The organism is Streptomyces sp. NPDC087859, from assembly GCF_044742595.1.
Classification (GTDB): domain Bacteria; phylum Actinomycetota; class Actinomycetes; order Streptomycetales; family Streptomycetaceae; genus Streptomyces; species Streptomyces canus_F.
This window is the reverse complement of record NZ_JBIUUU010000006.1, coordinates 271,944-289,089: the sequence shown is the minus strand read 5'-3', so window position 1 is coordinate 289,089 and position 17,146 is coordinate 271,944. Positions and strand designations below refer to the sequence as shown.

16 protein-coding genes are annotated in these 17,146 nt (G+C 72.3%); 8 read left to right on the top strand and 8 right to left on the bottom strand.

The features are described from left to right. Positions 1-58 precede the first annotated feature (58 nt). Complete coding sequence (locus ACIOHP_RS16655) at positions 59-670, bottom strand: hypothetical protein (RefSeq protein ID WP_361544939.1); 612 nt, start codon at positions 668-670, stop codon at positions 59-61. Between the two features lie 121 nt (positions 671-791). Here ACIOHP_RS16655 and ACIOHP_RS16650 point away from each other — a divergent pair, with 121 nt between their 5' ends. From ACIOHP_RS16650 to ACIOHP_RS16640, 3 genes are all read left to right on the top strand, one after another. Next, on the top strand, positions 792-1,595 hold the full coding sequence (locus ACIOHP_RS16650) for a nucleotidyltransferase domain-containing protein (protein ID WP_401888048.1): 804 nt from the start codon (positions 792-794) through the stop codon (positions 1,593-1,595). A 75-nt stretch (positions 1,596-1,670) separates the two neighbouring features. Continuing rightward, positions 1,671-2,402 (top strand): hypothetical protein, encoded by a 732-nt coding sequence (locus ACIOHP_RS16645; RefSeq protein ID WP_171145679.1) that lies wholly within the window; start codon positions 1,671-1,673, stop codon positions 2,400-2,402. Positions 2,403-3,005: 603 nt separating this feature from the next. After that, positions 3,006-4,880: an FUSC family protein gene (locus ACIOHP_RS16640; protein WP_401888046.1), complete on the top strand. Its 1,875-nt coding sequence runs from the start codon at positions 3,006-3,008 to the stop codon at positions 4,878-4,880. A gap of 111 nt (positions 4,881-4,991) precedes the next feature. On the opposite strand, the gene ACIOHP_RS16635 is transcribed toward ACIOHP_RS16640, so the two are convergent. Further along, a complete protein-coding gene (locus ACIOHP_RS16635; protein ID WP_401888044.1) occupies positions 4,992-5,894 on the bottom strand; it encodes an endonuclease/exonuclease/phosphatase family protein in 903 nt (300 codons plus the stop codon). 125 nt (positions 5,895-6,019) lie between these two features. Between ACIOHP_RS16635 and ACIOHP_RS16630 the strand changes: the two genes are divergently transcribed. The 3 genes from ACIOHP_RS16630 to ACIOHP_RS16620 all read left to right on the top strand — a co-directional run bounded on the left by ACIOHP_RS16630 (position 6,020) and on the right by ACIOHP_RS16620 (position 8,473). Next, positions 6,020-7,366 carry an amidohydrolase gene (locus ACIOHP_RS16630; protein ID WP_401888042.1) on the top strand — a complete coding sequence of 449 codons (1,347 nt, stop codon included), beginning with the start codon at positions 6,020-6,022 and terminating at the stop codon, positions 7,364-7,366. A gap of 78 nt (positions 7,367-7,444) precedes the next feature. Next, positions 7,445-8,134: a DUF899 domain-containing protein gene (locus tag ACIOHP_RS16625; RefSeq protein WP_401888040.1), complete on the top strand. Its 690-nt coding sequence runs from the start codon at positions 7,445-7,447 to the stop codon at positions 8,132-8,134. Between the two features lie 156 nt (positions 8,135-8,290). After that, complete coding sequence (locus tag ACIOHP_RS16620) at positions 8,291-8,473, top strand: hypothetical protein (protein ID WP_361488166.1); 183 nt, start codon at positions 8,291-8,293, stop codon at positions 8,471-8,473. Positions 8,474-8,476: 3 nt separating this feature from the next. Here ACIOHP_RS16620 and ACIOHP_RS16615 read toward each other — a convergent pair whose 3' ends face one another. The 3 genes from ACIOHP_RS16615 to ACIOHP_RS16605 all read right to left on the bottom strand — a co-directional run bounded on the left by ACIOHP_RS16615 (position 8,477) and on the right by ACIOHP_RS16605 (position 11,834). After that, positions 8,477-10,408, bottom strand: a complete 1,932-nt coding sequence (locus tag ACIOHP_RS16615) for an ABC transporter ATP-binding protein (RefSeq protein ID WP_401888038.1) — start codon at positions 10,406-10,408, stop codon at positions 8,477-8,479. Between the two features lie 296 nt (positions 10,409-10,704). Then, the gene (locus ACIOHP_RS16610) at positions 10,705-11,145 is read right to left on the bottom strand and encodes a hypothetical protein (protein WP_266828597.1); all 441 of its coding nucleotides are present in this window, start codon (positions 11,143-11,145) and stop codon (positions 10,705-10,707) included. Beyond that, the gene (locus tag ACIOHP_RS16605) at positions 11,136-11,834 is read right to left on the bottom strand and encodes an ATP-binding protein (protein ID WP_401888036.1); all 699 of its coding nucleotides are present in this window, start codon (positions 11,832-11,834) and stop codon (positions 11,136-11,138) included. The genes ACIOHP_RS16610 and ACIOHP_RS16605 overlap by 10 nt, the downstream gene beginning before the upstream one ends. A 239-nt stretch (positions 11,835-12,073) precedes the next feature. On the opposite strand from ACIOHP_RS16605, the gene ACIOHP_RS16600 reads away from it, so the two are divergent. Both ACIOHP_RS16600 and ACIOHP_RS16595 read left to right on the top strand, forming a co-directional pair. Beyond that, positions 12,074-12,934: a helix-turn-helix transcriptional regulator gene (locus ACIOHP_RS16600; RefSeq protein WP_361488155.1), complete on the top strand. Its 861-nt coding sequence runs from the start codon at positions 12,074-12,076 to the stop codon at positions 12,932-12,934. Next, positions 12,935-13,189, top strand: coding sequence for a DUF397 domain-containing protein (locus ACIOHP_RS16595; RefSeq protein WP_266828603.1), 255 nt, complete (start codon positions 12,935-12,937; stop codon positions 13,187-13,189). It abuts the gene before it with no gap. A 56-nt stretch (positions 13,190-13,245) separates the two neighbouring features. Here ACIOHP_RS16595 and ACIOHP_RS16590 read toward each other — a convergent pair whose 3' ends face one another. From ACIOHP_RS16590 to ACIOHP_RS16580, 3 genes are all read right to left on the bottom strand, one after another. Continuing rightward, positions 13,246-13,950 (bottom strand): dual specificity protein phosphatase family protein, encoded by a 705-nt coding sequence (locus tag ACIOHP_RS16590; protein WP_401888033.1) that lies wholly within the window; start codon positions 13,948-13,950, stop codon positions 13,246-13,248. A gap of 105 nt (positions 13,951-14,055) precedes the next feature. After that, positions 14,056-14,973: a hypothetical protein gene (locus tag ACIOHP_RS16585; RefSeq protein ID WP_401888031.1), complete on the bottom strand. Its 918-nt coding sequence runs from the start codon at positions 14,971-14,973 to the stop codon at positions 14,056-14,058. Then, positions 14,970-17,114, bottom strand: coding sequence for a PEP/pyruvate-binding domain-containing protein (locus ACIOHP_RS16580; protein WP_401888028.1), 2,145 nt, complete (start codon positions 17,112-17,114; stop codon positions 14,970-14,972). The genes ACIOHP_RS16585 and ACIOHP_RS16580 overlap by 4 nt, the downstream gene beginning before the upstream one ends. Between the last annotated feature and the right edge of the window lie 32 nt (positions 17,115-17,146).

Sequence of the window (17,146 nt, the reverse complement as noted above, 5' to 3'; positions counted from 1 at the left end):
TACACTGAGTGACGAGTTCATTGATAACGCGTGCCACTGACAATGGGCCGAGCCCGCTTCAGCTCTGGGAGCCCTCCGGGCTCACCCGGCCCGCGGGAGCCGTGCTCTCCGGCGAGCGTGGCGCCGGGAGGTTGATCAGGTCGCTGACGTCCGCCACCTCCCGCAGGTTCCCCGCCAGCGAGGCGAGGGTCACGCGCACCTCGGCGATCCGTGCGCGCAGCGCGTCCGCGTGCTCCCACTGCCGTTCCCACGCCACCGGATCCACTCCTTCCGGGCGCTGGGACTCGTATGCCTTGAGGCGCGGATGCCACGACGAGAGCAGCGGCCGCAGCACGCGGTTGAGGACCGTGACGGCGAGGACGCCGAAGCTGACGTGCCCGGGGGCCAGTGGAGGGGCGACCTCGGGGCCGTAGCGGCGCAGGATCTCGCGGGTGGTGTCGAAGAACGTGTAGAGGGACGACAGCGCCTCCCGCAGGAAGCCCCCCTCGGTGTCGAGCTCCTCGACCGACACGCGCGTGACGAGCTCCAGGTACAGCTCCCAGGCCGCACTGCGCTCCGCGTCGGCCGGTTCCCACGTGCCGGTGATGTCGCCGACGAACGGGATCGCCAGCCTGGCCGTGATCTGCGTCGGACCGCTGGGCCGACGCCGCTTGCGCTGCCTGATTCCCATGATCACTCTCCCCGTACCCACAGTAGGGCAAGTCGCCTTCGGGGACGACGACTTCGGCCGTCGATGTGAGGGTGCGCAATTGCCTGGAGCCACGTCACCCGCCCCTCCTACGCTGCAACCCATGCCCACTCTCCCCGACCCCGTCTTCTCCGACCCCGTCTTCCTCGACACCACCGCCGACCGCCTCGCCGCCCTCCCCACCGTCCACGCCATAGCCCTCGGCGGCTCGCGAGCCCAGGGCACGAACCGGCCGGACAGCGACTGGGACCTCGCCGTCTACTACCGCGGCCCCTTCGACCCCGCCGACCTGCGCGCCCTCGGCTGGGAGGGCGAGGTGTCGGATGTCGGCGGCTGGGGTGGTGGCGTCTTCAACGGGGGCGCGTGGCTGACGATCGACGGGCGCCGGGTCGATGTGCACTACCGCGATCTCGACGTCGTGGAGCACGAGTTGGCGGAGGCGCAGGCGGGACGCTTCCGGGTGGAGCCGCTGATGTTCCATCTCGCGGGGATTCCCAGTTACCTGGTGGTGGCGGAGCTGGCCATCAACCAGGTGCTGCGCGGGGAACTGCCGAAGCCCGCCGCGTATCCCGAGAAACTGCGGGCCTCCGCCCCCGAACGCTGGCACGGCACCGCCCGGGCCACCCTCGCCTACGCCCAGTCCGCCCACGCCCCGTCCGGCCGCGTCACCGAACTCGCCGGCGCCATCGCCACGGCCGCCACGCAGGCGGCGCACGGGGTGCTGGCGGGGCGGGGGGAGTGGGTGACCAATGAGAAGCGGTTGTTGGAGCGCGCGGGGTTGCGGGGAATGGACGGTGTCATCGCCTCACTGTCCACGGGAAAGGACCCGGCCGCGCTGCACCAGGCGGCCGATCAAGCTCAGGCGCTCCTCGAGCAGGCCGGTGGGCAACAGCGCGCGGATGTCTAGGCGCCCGTCCCGGCCTGCCTCCGCTGGCGAATAACCCTTCGAAATGCGCCCGTTGTCGCTGCTAACGTCCCTGTCGTGGCGAAACTCAATCAGATCATCGCAGTCGAGAAAGGCGTCAAGTCCAAGGCGCACCAGGACCTGACGGCAGCTCACCACGGGCTGCAGAAGCCCGCGTTGCTGGCCGGTATCTCGCGTACGTACCAGCCGAAGGACGAGGAGGGCGAGCAGTTGCCGCCCGAGTCGACCCGGGTGCAGGTGAAGGCGGAGGACGTGCTGCGGGAGACCGCGGCGACGCTGACGCGGCTGTTCGATGTGACCGCCACGAAGGACTGGGCCAACTGCGCCGCGCGCGCGGATGTGAAGGTGGACGGGCGGGTGCTCGTCGCCGACGTGCCGGTGTCGTATCTGCTGTTCCTGGAGAAGCAGCTCGTCGATCTCAACACGTTCGTGCGGAAGCTGCCCGTGCTCGACGCCTCCGAGGGGTGGGTGCAGGACCCGTCCACGGACTCCTGGAAGACCGAGCCGGTGCGGACCCTCCGTACGAAGAAGGTGCCCCGCAACCATGTGAAGGCCGAGGCGACCGAGAAGCATCCCGCTCAGGTCGAGGTCTATTACGAGGACATCCCGATCGGATACTGGACCACCGTGAAGTTCTCCGGTGCCCTTCCGGCGCGGCGCGTCAATGAACTCCTCGACCGGGTCGAGAAGTTGCAGCAGGCCGTGAAATTCGCCCGGGAAGAGGCGAACGGCGTGGATGTCGTCGACCAGCGGGTCGGGGACGCCGTGTTCGGTTACCTCTTCGGGTAATCTCAGAGAATCCCCGGTCCTTTGCGGCCGGGGTGCGCGAGGAGCGCAAGCTGAAGCTGAAGCTTGTCGTGACTGCGCGGTTCCAGTGGAGGTTCGAGTCCTCCCCGCGGCACCATCACGCGCCGCGGTAGCCCAACTGGCAGAGGCAGACCGCGATCAATCTCAGACTCTTGCTCCAGACTCAGTATTCGCCGTCGATCGCCGGATCGACCGGGCCCAGACCCAGGGCGTCGAGATGCTGGTTCAAGTCCAGTCCGCACAGCTCGATGTGCGGTGGTCCAAAGGCAGGACGCGACGACATGATGACTGATCTGGGTTCTCAAGTGTGCCGGCGTGCGAAATGGACGGCATTCACAGGGCCCGGGGGCAGGCTACGCCCTCGGGCCCGCTCCTTTTTCCCCCGCCGACCGTCCCGGACGTGCTCGTCCCGAGCGGTTCGCCGGGAGTTGCGTTCATAAAGAACTCGCCTCTCCGGCCTACCGTCACATCCCCGAAATACGACGGCCCCATCTTCTCCAAGAACGCGATCTACCGTGGACACCGACAGCCCGGCCACCGTCGCCCGAAGGCATCCCCCGCCCTCGACCAGCCGACAGGAGCCCTGTGTCCCGCGCCACCCCGCGATCCCTTCCGCCCTGGCTCGACCACACCCTGCGCGCCCAGCGCGGCCCCGTGCCCTGGAGTGCCGTCACGCGGGGCGCGCTGTCCGCCGGGCCGCTCCTCCTCGCCGCCGTGCTCGCCGGCCGCACCTCGCTCGGGGTCGTCGCCGCCATCGCCGCCATGCTCGCCGGCATCAACGACCGCCCCGGCAGTCGGCGGACCTCCGTCAAGCGGCTCGGCATGCCGGCCCTGGCCGGAGCGGTCGGGCTGTTCGCCGGGACGTACGCCGGTGATCACCTCGGGGCCGTGACGCTCAGCCTGCTCCTCACCGGCGTCGGGCTCGTCGCGGGCGGGGTGAGCGCCATCGGGCCCGTCGCCTCCGGAGCCGGTACGCAGTTGCTCGTCGCGTGCGCCATCGGCGCCGGGATGCCGTTGCCGGACGAGGGGTGGCAGCGCGCCCTCGCCTATCTCGTGGGGGCCGGCTGGCTGCTCGGGCTGCGGCTCGCGCTGCCGACACCCGGTTCCCTCGCCGGGGACTTCCGGTTCGACGGCGAGCGGGAGGCCGTGGCGGCGGTCTACGACGCCGTCGCGGAGCTGCTCGACGCCGTCGGCACCCCGCACGCCACCACCCGGCGCGTCGCCCTCACCGCCGCCCTCGACCACGCGCAGGACGCCTTCGCCGGACCGCGGCTGCGCCGCTACGCCAGCTCCTCCGCCGAGCGGCGGCTGCACGCGCAGTACACCGCCGCGCTGCCGCTCGCCGAGGCCGCGACCGCGCTCGCGTGGGCGGGGGAGGCCGGCTCCGGACGGGCGGCCGCGGGACCCCGACGGCTCGCCACCGCCGTACGGGAGAACACCCACACCGGGCCGCTGCCCGCTCCCACCCGTTCCGCACCCGCCCTGCGGGCCCTCGACGACGCCCTGCTGCGCGCCGCCGAGGCCTTCGACCAGGCCGAGGGAAGCGATCTGCACACCCGCCGGCGTACCGGAAAGGACCTGCTGCGGGCCGTCTTCGGGGCCGGTGGGCGCGAGTACGGGCTGCGGGTCGCCCTCTGCTTCGGGGCCAGCGTGGCCGTCGCGCAGGCCCTGCACCACGCCCGCTGGTACGGGCAGCACGAGCACTGGTACTGGCTGCCCGCCACCGCGGTCTTCCTCGTCAAGCCCGACCTCGGACCGCTCGCGTCCAGGGTGCTGTGCCGGGCCGCGGGGACCGTGCTCGGTGCGCTCGTCTTCGCCGGGTTCGCCGCGGTGCTGCCCAGGCCGGAGGGGCTCATCGCGCTCGTCGCCCTCAGCGGGGCCCTCATCCCGGTCGCCACCCGGCACTTCGCCGCCCAGACCGCCGTCGTCACCGTCCTCGTCCTGGCCCTGGTCATGGTCGGCGGCGAACCGCAGGCGTCCGCGGGGCGGATCGGCGAGACCCTGCTGGCCTGCGCGATCGTCCTCCTCGTCGGCCACCTCCCGATGCCGGGACAGCGCGGCGGGACGGTGCGCGCCCGGCTCACGGCGGCGAGCCGCGCGGCCCAGGCGTACCTCGACCACGTGCTGCGCGAGGCCGACACCGACCCGCGGGACGACTCCCGCGCCCTGCGCTGGGCCCTCCGCCGAGAGGCCTACCGCACCCTCGCCCAGGCCCGTACCGCCATCACCCTCGCCGCCGCCGAACTCCCCGCCCTCGCCCGGCACTCGGAAGGCGCGGACCACATCGTCGCCACCCTCGAACGCCTCGTCGACACGACCACCGCCTGCGCCGTCCACCTCGACGACTCGGGCCACCTCACACCCCGCCACACCGAACGCCTCACCGAACTGCTGGGCGAACTGGCCGAGGACCGCGAACGGGTTGGGCTACGACTGCCTGAGCTGCCCCTGGCTGTGTAACGCCGGGTTGGGAAGCGCCCTGAAGGGGCGCGGGGAACTGCGCGACCAGCCACACACAACCCGCACCCGCCAACGTCGAATCCACCCCACGACGGCCGGGCGCACCTGTGTTCACCCCACCCTTACCCACACCGGAGCGTGATCCGACCCCGCCACCCCCTGCCTCAACGACCCCGTCCCCGCCGCCGTCACCCGGCCGACCAGCCGACGACTCAGCAACAGGTGGTCGATCAACTCCCGGCGCCCGGAGCTGACACGGGAGAAGCGCTGCTCGGCCGGGATCTTCGGAGCCACGTTCCACAGCCGTACCGCATCGCCCCCGTCGGGCCGGTCGAAGGCGGGGGTGCCGAGTTCGGAGCCGGGCGGGCCGAGCAGGATCTGTGTGGTCGCCGCCTGGACCTCGTCGTTGAGGTCGCCCAGGACGACCACGTCCCGCTCGCGGCCGTCACCGTCCAGCAGTTCGTCGGCCAGCGCGCGCAGGGACGCCGCCTCAGCAGCCCGCCGGTACAGTGCGTACGCACCGAACCGGGCCCGCTCGCCCTCGTCGCGCGGCTGGAACCGGCCACCCGGATACGACAGCAGCTTCGACTTGAGATGGCACACCGCCGCCCTCAGCGGCCCGCCCTCCGCGGCCGCCTCCACCGCCAGGAAGCCGCGGCCCGCCTCCGCCACCTCAAGCCCCTTGTCGTCCGCCTGCACCGGGCGCAGCTTCGCCGGGAACCCGTTCGTGTCGTGCAGCACCTCGAACGGCGTGCGGCTGAGGAAGCCGACCCGGATGCCCCGGCCGTCCGCGTGCCGGGAGAGCGCGGTGTGCCAGTCGCCGTCCAGCATGCCGACCAGGTCCCGCAGCGCCTCCGGCTCGCCGACCTCCTGTACGCCCAGCAGCGTCGGATCGAGCTCCGTGATCACCTCGGCCAGAGCGGCCAGCTTCGTCTCGTACGCCGCCTTGTCCCCGGGGCCGAACGGGCCGCCGGGCCGGTACAGGTTCTCCAGGTTCCAGGTGCCGATGAGCATGCCGGACCCCCTTCCAGATGCCGTGGTGAGGCCAGGGTGCTCGTCCGGCCGACCTCACGACAGAGTCGGGACAGGATGCGCGGTTCGGCTCACGCGGCGCGAGGACCCCGTCGTACGTTGGCGTGATGACCGACTCTCCCGCCGACCTCGTCATCACCGGATGCACCGTTCTCGTGCACGACGATCAGGAGCGCGTCGGGTTCGAGGAGAACGCCACGATCGTCGTACGAGACGGAGTCGTCGAGTCCGTCACGACGTCCCCCGAGAGCCCGCCCGCCGCCGAACACCTCGATGCCCGTGGACAGGTGGCTCTCCCCGGACTCGTCAACTGCCACACCCACGCCCCGATGGTCGCCCTGCGCGGCGTCGCCGAGGACCTGCCCACGGAGGAGTGGTTCAACGACGTCGTCTGGCCGATCGAGTCCAACCTGACCGCGAAGGACGTGGAGTTGGGCGCGCGGCTCGCCTGCGCCGAGATGATCCGCGCCGGTGTCACCTGCTTCGCCGACCACTACTTCTCGATGGACACCGTCGCCTCCGTCGTCGAGGAGTGCGGGATGCGCGCCCATCTCGGCGAGGCCTACTTCTCCTCCCAGGGTCCCCAAGGACGGGAGAAATCGCTGGAGTTCGCGCTCCGGCACCGGGGCGCCGCCGGTGGCCGCATCACCACCGCCCTCGCCCCGCACGCCCCCTACACCGTCACCGACGACGACCTCGCCGCCACCGCCGACCTCGCCCGCGAGCACGGACTGCCCGTCCACCTCCACGCCTCCGAGAACCGCGGTCAGACGGAGACCAGCCTCGAACGCCACGGTGTCACCCCCATCGAGGTCCTGGCACGCACCGGCATCCTCGACGCCGACGTCCTCATCGCCCACGGCACCGGCATCCTCGAACGCGACCTGCCCGTTCTCGCCGGCGCCACCGGCCATGTCGCCGTCGCCACCGCACCCCGCGGCTACCTCAAGTTCGCCTGGCCCACCACCACACCCGTACGCGCCCTGCACGACCTCGGTATCCCCGTCGGGCTCGCCACGGACGGCGCCGCCTCCAACAACTCCCTCGACGTATGGGAGTCGATGGCGCTCACCGCCCTCCTCCAGAAGTCCACGACCGGCGACCCGCGGTGGCTGACCTCCCGCCAGGCCCTGCACCACGCCACGCTCCAGAGCGCCCGCGCGGTCGGACTCGGTGACTTCCTCGGCACCCTCGCCCCCGGCCGCCGCGCCGACATCGTGCTCGTCGACCTCACCGGACCGCACACCCAGCCCGTACACGACCTCGCCGCCACCCTGGTGCACAGCGCCCGCTCCTCCGACGTCCGCACGACGATCGTCGACGGCCGGATCCTGATGCGCGACCGCGAGCTGCTGACCCTCGACGTGGCCGAAGTCGTCCGGGAGTTGGGGGAGCGGATGCCCGCACTCCTGGACCGCGGCCACGGAAAACGCATCCAGGACTACGACACGTAAAAATCTTCCGGTACGGCGATGAGTTCCGCCTCCGCCTCCGGTCAGCACTCGGAACGGACCGTCGCAGCAGGAGGAGCCATGTCGCTTCCGGAGGTCGTCTCGCGCGAGCAGTGGCGCGCGGCGCGCGGGGAATTGCTGGTCAAGGAGAAGGCGGCGACGCGCGCGCGTGACGCGCTCAACGCCGAGCGGCGCGGGCTGCCGATGGTGGAGATCGACGCGGAGTACGTCTTCGAGGGCGGGGACGGGAAGGCCACGCTGCCGGACCTGTTCGAGGGCCGGGACCAGCTCGTCGTCCACCACTTCATGTTCGCGCCCGAATGGGACGCGGGCTGCCGCGGCTGTTCGGCGTTCCTGGACCAGATCGGGCATCTCGCGCATCTGAAGGCGCGCGGGACGACCTTCGTGGCCGTGTCCCGGGCGCCGTTCACCAGGATCCTGCCGTTCAAGGCGCGGATGGGATGGACCGTGCCCTGGTACTCGTCGTTCGGCGGCGACTTCAACCACGACTTCGAGGTGACCCTGGAGCACGAGGGGGAGTTCCTCGAGCGGCCGGGCATCAGCTGCTTCCTGCGGGACCGCGACCGGGTCTTCCACACCTACTCGACGTACGAACGAGGTCTCGACGGACTCGGCTCCACCACCAGCCTCCTCGACCTCACCGCGCTGGGCCGGCAGGAGGAGTGGGAGGAGCCGAAGGGGCGTGCGTCGGCGCTGGGGGCGCCTGCGGGGAGCGAGCGCGTTCGCTATCACGATGAGTACGAGGAATGACACGAACGGTGAGGGAAGTGACCGTTCGGTAACCGAATTCTCACGCAGCGCGCTGAATCCGTGTCAGCTACGTCTCAGTCCCGCAACTCACCGAGCCGTCCAGGCCCTCCACAGCGTTAACTCCTGAAAGGAACGACGCTCTATCGGAGGTGCAGGATGGTGAACGGGCGGACCGTGCTCGAACGCTTTCCCGCAGGTGGGCCGCGAGGCTCGTGGCCCGCGGAGGAGTTCGCGCACGCGCGACGACTTGAAGGACTGCCCGCCGAGGTCGTGATGGACCTCGCGACGGACGCGTTCCTGGTGATCGTGCGGGGCGGCGAGGCCGCCGCCGTGGCGTGAGCGTCAGCTCGCCTTCGGCGCGGTGAACTGGTCCGCCTGGAGCGAGTACAGCTCCGCGTAGACCCCGCCCGTGGCCAGCAGCTCCTCCGGTGTGCCCGACTCCACGAGCCGGCCCTGCTCCAGGACGTGCACCAGGTCCGCGTGGCGCACGGACGCCAGCCGGTGGGTGATCAGGACCACCGTCTGTCCGGTGCCCGCCAGGGCGCGGATCTTCTCGAAGACCTCCAGCTCGGCCCGGGCGTCCAGGGCCGCCGTCGGCTCGTCCACGATCAGGATGCGGCCGCGCCGGTACGCGGCCCGGGCGATACCGAGGCGCTGCCACTGCCCGCCCGACAGCTCGTGCCCGCCGCTGAAGTGCCGGGCCAGCAGGGTGTCCAGGCCGCGCGGCAGATCGGCCACCACCTCCTGGGCCCCCGCCTCGGCGACTGCGTCGGCCAGCCGCTCCTCCGTCAGGGGTGCTCCCGAGCGGCCCACCGCCACATTGACCCTGGCCGTGAACGGCCACCGCTTGAAATCCTGCGCCACCATCGCGATCCGCTCGGCGAGCAGCCGCCGGTCCGCACCGGCCGCGTCCACGCCGTCCCACAGGATCCGGCCCCGGTCGGGTGTGTAGAGACCGGAGAGCAGCTTCACGAGGGTCGTCTTGCCGGAGCCGTTCTCGCCGACGAGCGCGACGATCCGGCCGAGGGGCAGAGCCAGGGTGATGTCGTCGAGGGCGGGCCGGGTGGACTCACCCGGATAGCTGAACGTGACGTTCTCGAAGCGGATCTCCCGAGGATCCTCGGGCAGCTCCCGCCCGCCGACCGGGATCGCCCGCTTCTCCGCCTCGACGTACAGCCGCTGAAGATCGCCCACGAACAGGGCCTCCTGGTGGAGCTGGTTCAGCTCCAGGACGAGACTGTCGAGGCTGGACGAGCCGGAGCGGATCGCGATCACGGCCGTGCCCGCGACGGACAGCGCCATGGCTCCGGCGAGCAGCAGAGCGCCGAGTGTCGCGTACGTCGCCACCGTCGCGATCCCGGTCCAGGACGCCGCGATGAGTCCCGTACGGGCCGCGAGCCGGGCCAGCCGGGCCTGCTCCGCCTCCGCCACCTCCGACATTGCACGGTAGTGGTGGAGCAGGAAGGGTCCGACGCCGTGCAGACGGATCTCCGGCGCGGACTCCGGCTCGGTGAGCAGCCCGCTGAGGAGATGGCCGGCGCGGGCGTGCTGCACCCACGTGTGGAAGGACTCGTACCGGCGGCGCGCCACGGTCAGGGCGCTCCAGGCGCTGGGCAGGGTCATCGTCACCAGCAGCGGGAGCAGGGCGGGGTGCAGCACGGTCAGGACACCGGCGGCCGCGATGAGGGAGATCGCCGCGTTCATGACCCGGGTGGCGTAGGCGATCATGCGGCGGGCGGAGGTGGCGCCGTACTGGGCGGTGTCCAGCAGCTTGTGGAAGGCGTGGTCCTCGATGGCGGCCAGCTCCACGGCAGCGGCCCGCTCCAGATACCGCTCGGTGGCGACGCGCTCGACCTTCGGCTCGAGGCGGCCGGTGGCGTACGTGGACGCGGCCCGCAACAGCGCGGAGACCAGCATGACGCAGGCCATGGCGACGAGGGCGGGTACGGCACCGTGCAGCCGCTCCTCGATCGATCCGCCGCCCATCAGCCGGCCCAGCACGCTGTTCACGGCCAGCAGGCTGACCGCCTGCGCCAGACCCCGGCCCGCCTCGGCGCCGAGCACGACCCGCGCGGCCTTGCGGTCCGCCTGCCAGGCCAGCCGGAAACTGAGCGCGAGCAACGCGGGCAGCTGGCGCACCATGGCCCGGAAGCTCAGCTGCAGCCGGGCGTCGGAGTGACTGTTCCAGCCCGTGTCGTACCGCAGGGGCCCGCCGAAGAGCAGCCGCTCCGACTCGGACAGCTCGGGCTCCCTGACGTCCCGTTTCTTCCCCACCGTCGACCTCCCCCGCTCGTGGGCCACTATCGCGGGAGGGGGATGCCGGGGGCAGGGCGCAGACAGAGGTGCGGGGACGCGCGGGCGTACGCCGTGGGGGCGGGGGGCCGGCGCTCGCGGAGAGCAGGCGATCGCGGCTCGGCCTCGGTGCCGGCCACCCCGGTGGGGCTTGCGCCCTCCGATACCTGCCACCGGGTCCCGCGCCCCGATGCGCGGTCGCCCCGCCTGCCTCACGTACTCCCGAGGCCCGCGTCCCGGGAGACGGCCTCTCAGCCCTTCGGCCGACCGCCGGAGACCTACGCGCTGATCGGCCGCGACCAGGTCGGCGTGGTCCCCGTGACCCGGCACAGCGCCAGATACAGCGGGATCGGCGGCGTGTACGGAAGCTTGCCCTCGGGGCGGTGGATCAGGTCGGGGGCCACCGGCGCGTCCGGAACGATCGCGCCGGTGGCGTACTGGGCGGGAGCGGGCCACTCCAGGGCGTAGTCGGAGTCCGACGGGACGAGCCACCACCAGTGCGTGTCATCGGCGTAGACGCACCCCGCACGGGGCAGCCGGGGCATGAGCAGCGGACCGAAGCGGGCGGGTATCGCCACCGCGTCGCAGCCCAGGGGGGTGGTCATCCCGTCGGGGACAGGGAGGCGGCGGGGTGCGGCCGGGGTGTGCAGGCCGCGCCTGAGGCGGACCAGCGTGTCCAGGGTCAGTACCTTGCCGCCGGTCGCGGGCCTCACAGCCATGGACCCCCCGTCCCGTGATGCCGCGCCGCTCTGTCGTGTGCCGTTCTGTCGTGCCGCGCTGTTCCGTCGTGTCGCGCTGTTCCGTCGTGTCGCGCGTCCGCGTCGTCGTGGTCGCCGCCCGAGCCGTCGGCGGGGCCGGGCTTGGGGCGGGCTCCCCAGCCCAGGTCGTTGCAGGGGCCGCAGTCGTGGCGCGGTTCGTCGGCCTTGCGCGGGAGCTCCGCCCAGACCAGCAGACCGGGGCCGTGCTCATGGGCTCCCCAGGCGTGACAGAGGGCGTCGACGAGAAGCAATCCCCTCCCGTGCTCCTCCTCGCCCCGCTGCGCCACGGCCGGATGGACCTCACCGGGCGCGCAGCCTTCGTCACGTACGGCTATTCGCACCAGCTCGTCGCCGTCGTGCAGCTCGCACACTATGTGGCTGCTCGCCGTGTGCACGATCGCGTTGGTGACCAGCTCGGTGACCACCAGGGCCGCCGAATCGCAGATGTCCTCGCAGACCGACCAGCCGTCCAGCCGGGCCCGCGTCAGCCGTCTGGCCTGGGCGGGAGAACCCGGATGGGCGGCCAGCTCAAACCGGAACCGGCGCTCGGCAGCGGCCCCACCAGGGGTTACTCCCGGAGCAGCGCCGAGGCTGTGGGGGCCTGCGGCGGCGTCTGTTCCTAAGGGCGCGGACGGAATCACGCTTGCCACTATCGCCCCGCCGTGAACACTTGGCAAGTGTCACTCTGAAAATTGCAGAGTGCTGTGTGACGGTCTGGAAGGCCGTGGCACACTGCTCGCAACAGCATGTCGAGCGGCGCCAGTTGAGATCACCGGAGATCCGACCAGGTCTTCGAATAGGTCTTCGAATGGCGCCGTCCGGCTGCCAGGATTCTTTTGCACAGGTTTTTACGGGTCTTCGGACCTCAGGGACGTCCGGGAGGTGGAGGGTGAGCGAGCCGCGGTCCGCGCCGACGGTCGGCCAGGTCGTCCTCGGCAGGCGCCTGCTGGACCTGCGCGAGCGCGCCGGTCTCAAGCGTGAGGAGGCCGCCCGCGTCCTGCGCGTCGCCCCCGCCACGGTCCGCCGGATGGAGATGGCCGAGGTCGGCCTCAAGATCCCGTATCTCCAGCTGCTCCTGAAGTCCTACGGCGTTTCCGACGAGGAGGCCGACGCGTTCGTGGAGCTGGCCGAGGAGGCCAACAAACCCGGCTGGTGGCAGCGGTTCCACGACATCCTGCCCGGCTGGTTCTCGATGTACGTCAGCCTCGAGGGCGCCGCCGGCCTCATCCGGTCCTACGACCCGCACTTCCTGCCCGGACTGCTCCAGACCGAGGAGTACGCCCGTGGCGTCCTGAAGTCGGGGGCCATCGGCCAGACCAGCCCGGACGACATCGAACGGCACGTCGCACTGCGAGTACAACGCCAGGAACTGCTCACCCGTCCCGACGCGCCGCGGTTCTGGGCCGTGGTGGACGAGACCGCGCTGCGCCGCCCCGTCGGCGGCCCGGAGGTGATGCGTGCCCAGATCGACAAACTGCTCGAGGCCACGAAGCTGCCCAACGTGACCCTGCAGGTCGCGCCGTTCGCCAACGGGCCGCACCCCGGCACGTACGGGCCCTTCGTGCTGTTCCGATTCGCCGTGCCGGAGCTTCCGGACATGGTCTACAGCGAGTACCTGACCGGCGCCGTCTATCTCGACGCGCGCCCCGAGGTGGCGACCCATCTCGAGGTCATGGACCGCATGGCGGCGCAGGCCGCTACGGCACATCGCACGAAGGAGATCCTCCGGGATCTCCGCAAGGAGCTGTGAATGGATCGCATCAAGCCGCGCATACCGGTCTACAACGGCATGCCCGCGCGGGAGTTGGGCAGCGAGGGCTGGCACAAGCCGTGGAGCGGCGGCAACGGCGGCAACTGCCTGGAGGCGATGAAGCTGGCCGACGGGCGGATCGCTGTCCGTCAGTCGACGGACCCGGACGGGCCGGCGCTGATCTACACCAGCGACGAGATGACGGCCTTCATCGAGGGCGCCAAGGCGGGGGAGGCGGACTTCCTGCTGTCGTGACGTGTTGCTGTGAAGCCAGGCCTGTTTAAGCAATGGTTGAGATCGACACCGGCAGACTAGAACCAGGACGCGACGCGCCGGGGCGCGTCCACCAGCCGGCTGACCGCCACCACCGGCAGCGGCGGCTGTGCCGCCTCTTTCCGGCTGAGGTTCAGCCCGTAGTAGATCTGCTCGATCGACGGCGGTCCGACCGCGAGATTGCGCCGGACCGCCGCGGCGGACGACTCCTCGCCGGTCTGCACGAGATACGCCGCCGCCATCGTGCCCGTGCGGCCGACTCCCGCGCCGCAGTGCACGAACACGGGCCCCGACGACTTGGCGACGATGTCCAGAAGGCGCCGCACCTGCTCGGGCTTCGGCGTCTGACCGTCACGGATCGGCAGTCGTACGACGTCCAGACCGGCGCCGGCCGGCCCGGCGAGCTGGTGCGCGCTGAGGTCCTCGGCGCGCAGGTCGACGACCGTGGTGAAGCCCATGGCCGCCAGCGTCCGGTACCCGGCCGGGGAGGGCGCGGCGCCGCGCCACAGGTGGCCCGACGTGTCGACCGGCTGGAAGTTGTGGACGCCCTGCACGGTGCGGGTTCCCGCCGGTGCCGGGGTCTCCTCGCGCATCCAGTACGACAGGGCCAGGATGCCTCCGGCGCCGGCCGCCCACAGGACGACGTAACCGAGGACGAGGGTCAGGAGGATCCGCACGGTGCGGCGCCGGAGCGGGCGCTGGGGGGCGGCGGGACGGGGGAGAGCGGTGCCGAGGACAGCCATGAGCGACCAGAGGGACTAGGGGACGTGGGCGCCTTCGCAGGGTAGCCCGAGGTCCTCTTGGCCGTCTTGTCCGTGTACACAACCAAATGTGTCCTTTATGTCTGATCAGTCGTCGTCGGGGTCCGCGTCGCCGATGCCCACCACCGTGAGATGGGCGCGCTCCAGGGTCGCGTCCTCCAGGCAGCCGCGCAGCCGCATCCGGTCGTGTTCGGTGAGGGCGGGGTGCACGACGCCCGCGAAGAGGCCGTCCCCCAGGTCGCCGAGGGCGGCGTGCCGCAACGGTACGGACGTGGAGTCCCGGCAGCGCTCCCAGACCTGCCGTGCGGCCAGGGACCGGCGAGCGGCCGTCGTGTCCGGCCCGCGCAGATCGACCTGGACGAGCACCGATGTGGCCGCGCTCTCGTTCTCCTTCTCCTCCCTGGTCTGCGTGAGGTCGGCGAGGCCCACGACCAGCGCGCCGAGCAGGGCGGCGCCGACGACCCCGACGGTGACCAGACGCGCGGTGCCGCCCCGCGAGCGGCGGGCGGCCGGCGACGGCAGGTCCTCCAGGTCGTCCGGCGAGGCCGGGTCGGGCGCGCTGAGGACGGCCAGCCGCCCGGCGAGCCGTCGCTCGGCGGGACGGGCCGTGGCCGAGGCGACGCGCTGCACCACCCAGGCGAGCCCGGACAGCAGCACACCGGTGACCATGAGGACCGGCACGAAGACATACGCCCGGTCCGCCGGGTCCTCCAGCCACCGGAACCGGGTCTCCTCCCGTTCCACGGCCGGCTGCCGCAGCCGGGCGAGCGCGTCCTCCTGCCGTGCCGCCAGCTCCCGCTGCCGCAGGTCGGACGCGCTCAGCCGCTCCTCGATACGGGTCAGCCGCCCCAGCGTCACGATGCCGAGCAGCAGTACCTCGACGACCAGCAGCAGAACGCCCATCAGCATGGCCCGCTGCCACTGCCACCGGTACAGATAGACGACGAGGTACGTCCCGGCACCGGCCGCGGCCAGGCCCGCGAAGACGTACGCGATCCTCCTCATGGCGCGTCTCCCGGCCGTACGTCCCCGGCGGTCCCGTCGACAGTGACGCGGGAACCGACAGGGAAGCGGTGCACGGCGTCCGTCACCCCCACGACGGCGGGGAGCTCGAACTCCCGTGCCAGCACCGCGAGATGGGACAAGGGGCTGCCGGTCTGCGCGACCAGCCCGGTGAGAGCGGGCAGCAGCGGGGCGAGCGCGGGATCCAGGGTCCGTACGACGAGCACGGCGTCCGCGGGCTGCGGCCCCGTCCCGTCCCAGACGGTCCCGACGGCCCGCCCACCGGACACCCCGCGCGTACCGTCGCGGCTCCCGCCGCCCCGCTCGGCGACGACACCTCCGGCCGCCGTCAGCCGGAACGCGTCCGGCAGCGGCGCCGACTCGTCCAGCGGCACCCGCGCCCCGAGATCGGCGGGCAGCGGCGCTCCGTGCAGCCCCGCGGCCAGCTCCCGCCACCGCAGCAGCCCGACCCGCTCCGCATCCAGCCCGAGCCGCAGCGCCGCCTCCCGCGCGAGCCGCGCCTGGAGCTCCTGCACCCAGCGGATGCGGAGGCGGAGGGCTTCGCGGGGCGGGAGGGCGGTGGTGGGGGAGTGGTGCGTGGCGTGCCGGAGCTCCGAGGGGACGGTCGCGGCGGCGTCCGGCACACGGGACCCCGGCACCGCCCGCTCCTCGCCGCCGGCCACGTCCGTCGATGCCGGGAGCGGCCCCCGCCTGCGCAGACTCGGTGAGGTGAGCGCCAGGACCACCGGTTCCTCGGCGATCACCCGCTCGTCGGGCACGCCACGCGTGCGTGCCGTCTCCAGGGCGGCCAGTGCCATGCCCGCCGCCGTGCGGCTCCTCGGGGGCTCCTTGAGGAGCGTTCCCGCGAGGGCCTCCTGGGCGTGCAGGGAGACCAGGGTCCTGCGGGTCCAGCGGACCTCCGCGACCAGGGCGGACGCGGGGAGCGCGGACAGTCGCGGTATCTCCGCGAGGCGGCGGTCGACGTCCGCCACGAGGTCCGTCGCAAGCCCCGGCAGCGCCGCGGCGAGGCGGCCCACCCGCCAGGCGGCGCCCAGTCTGCGAGCCCCCGGCGCCGGGTTGAGCAGCGCCGGCCACCGGTGCCGCGGCCCCGTCGCGCCGAGCAGCCGCAGGTCGGCGGCGGCCCGCCCGCCGACCGTCGTCACCACCGGCACCGTCCGCAGCAGCCGCCGCGGCGCGCCCCCGCCGATGTCGAGCGCGACGGCGAGCCCGCGGGCCATCGGCGCCACCCACAGGTCCTCCTCCAGCGGCGTCAGCTGCTCGGGCAGCGTCTCCGCCACCGGACCGGGCCCGAGCAGCCGTGCCCCGCGCGGCGGCCGCGCCGCCATCGCCGTGATCGGACGGCTCTGGAACAGCCACAGCCGTCCGTCCCCGTCGAACCCGAACTCGATGTCCTGAGGCCCGCCGAAGGTCCGCCGGGCCCGCCGCGCGAGCCGCGCGAGGCGGGCCAGCTCGGAGCGGGTGAGCAGCGGACCGGCCCCGGAAGGCTCCGTCCGCAGCAGCCGTCCCCGTCCGCTCAGCCAGTAGTTGGTGCCCGCCTGTTCCCCGCTGACCAGCGTGTCCGGACCGCCCCGCACCGCGCTCACCAGCATCCGGTCGGTGCGCCCCTCCACGGGATCGGCGCCGAACATGACCCCGCCGACCCGCGCCGCGAGCATCGGCTGCACGAGCACCGCCATCGGCGCCGTGGTCCCGTCGGGCCGTACCGCGGAATCGAGCACGGTCCGCACCGCCGTACGGAAGTCCTGCCATCCCCGCACGTCCAGGACGGAGGCGAACTGGCCCGCCAGGGACGACTCCTCCGTGTCCTCCTGAGGCGAGGAGGACCGTACGACGAGCGGGCGCGCGCCGCCGTCGGAGAGCTCCTGCCAGGCCCGCCGCAGGGCGACCGGATCGTCGCCGCCTTCGTACGGGATCACGAAGCCGGGGAGCACCGGCAGCCCCGCGCCGGCCGCGCGCGCGAGGTTCGCGGCCTTGGACCCCGAGTCGGCGGGCACCTCCGCGCCGGGACGGTCGAGTGGGACGGTGACCGGGGCATGGGCGTCGACCGGGCCGAGGGCCACCTCGCCCCGCGTCCTGTCCCCGTCGCGTGCGCCTTCTCCGTGACGTTCGTCGAGCGTCGTCATCGCTCACCCTCCAGGACCGGCCGCCTACAGGG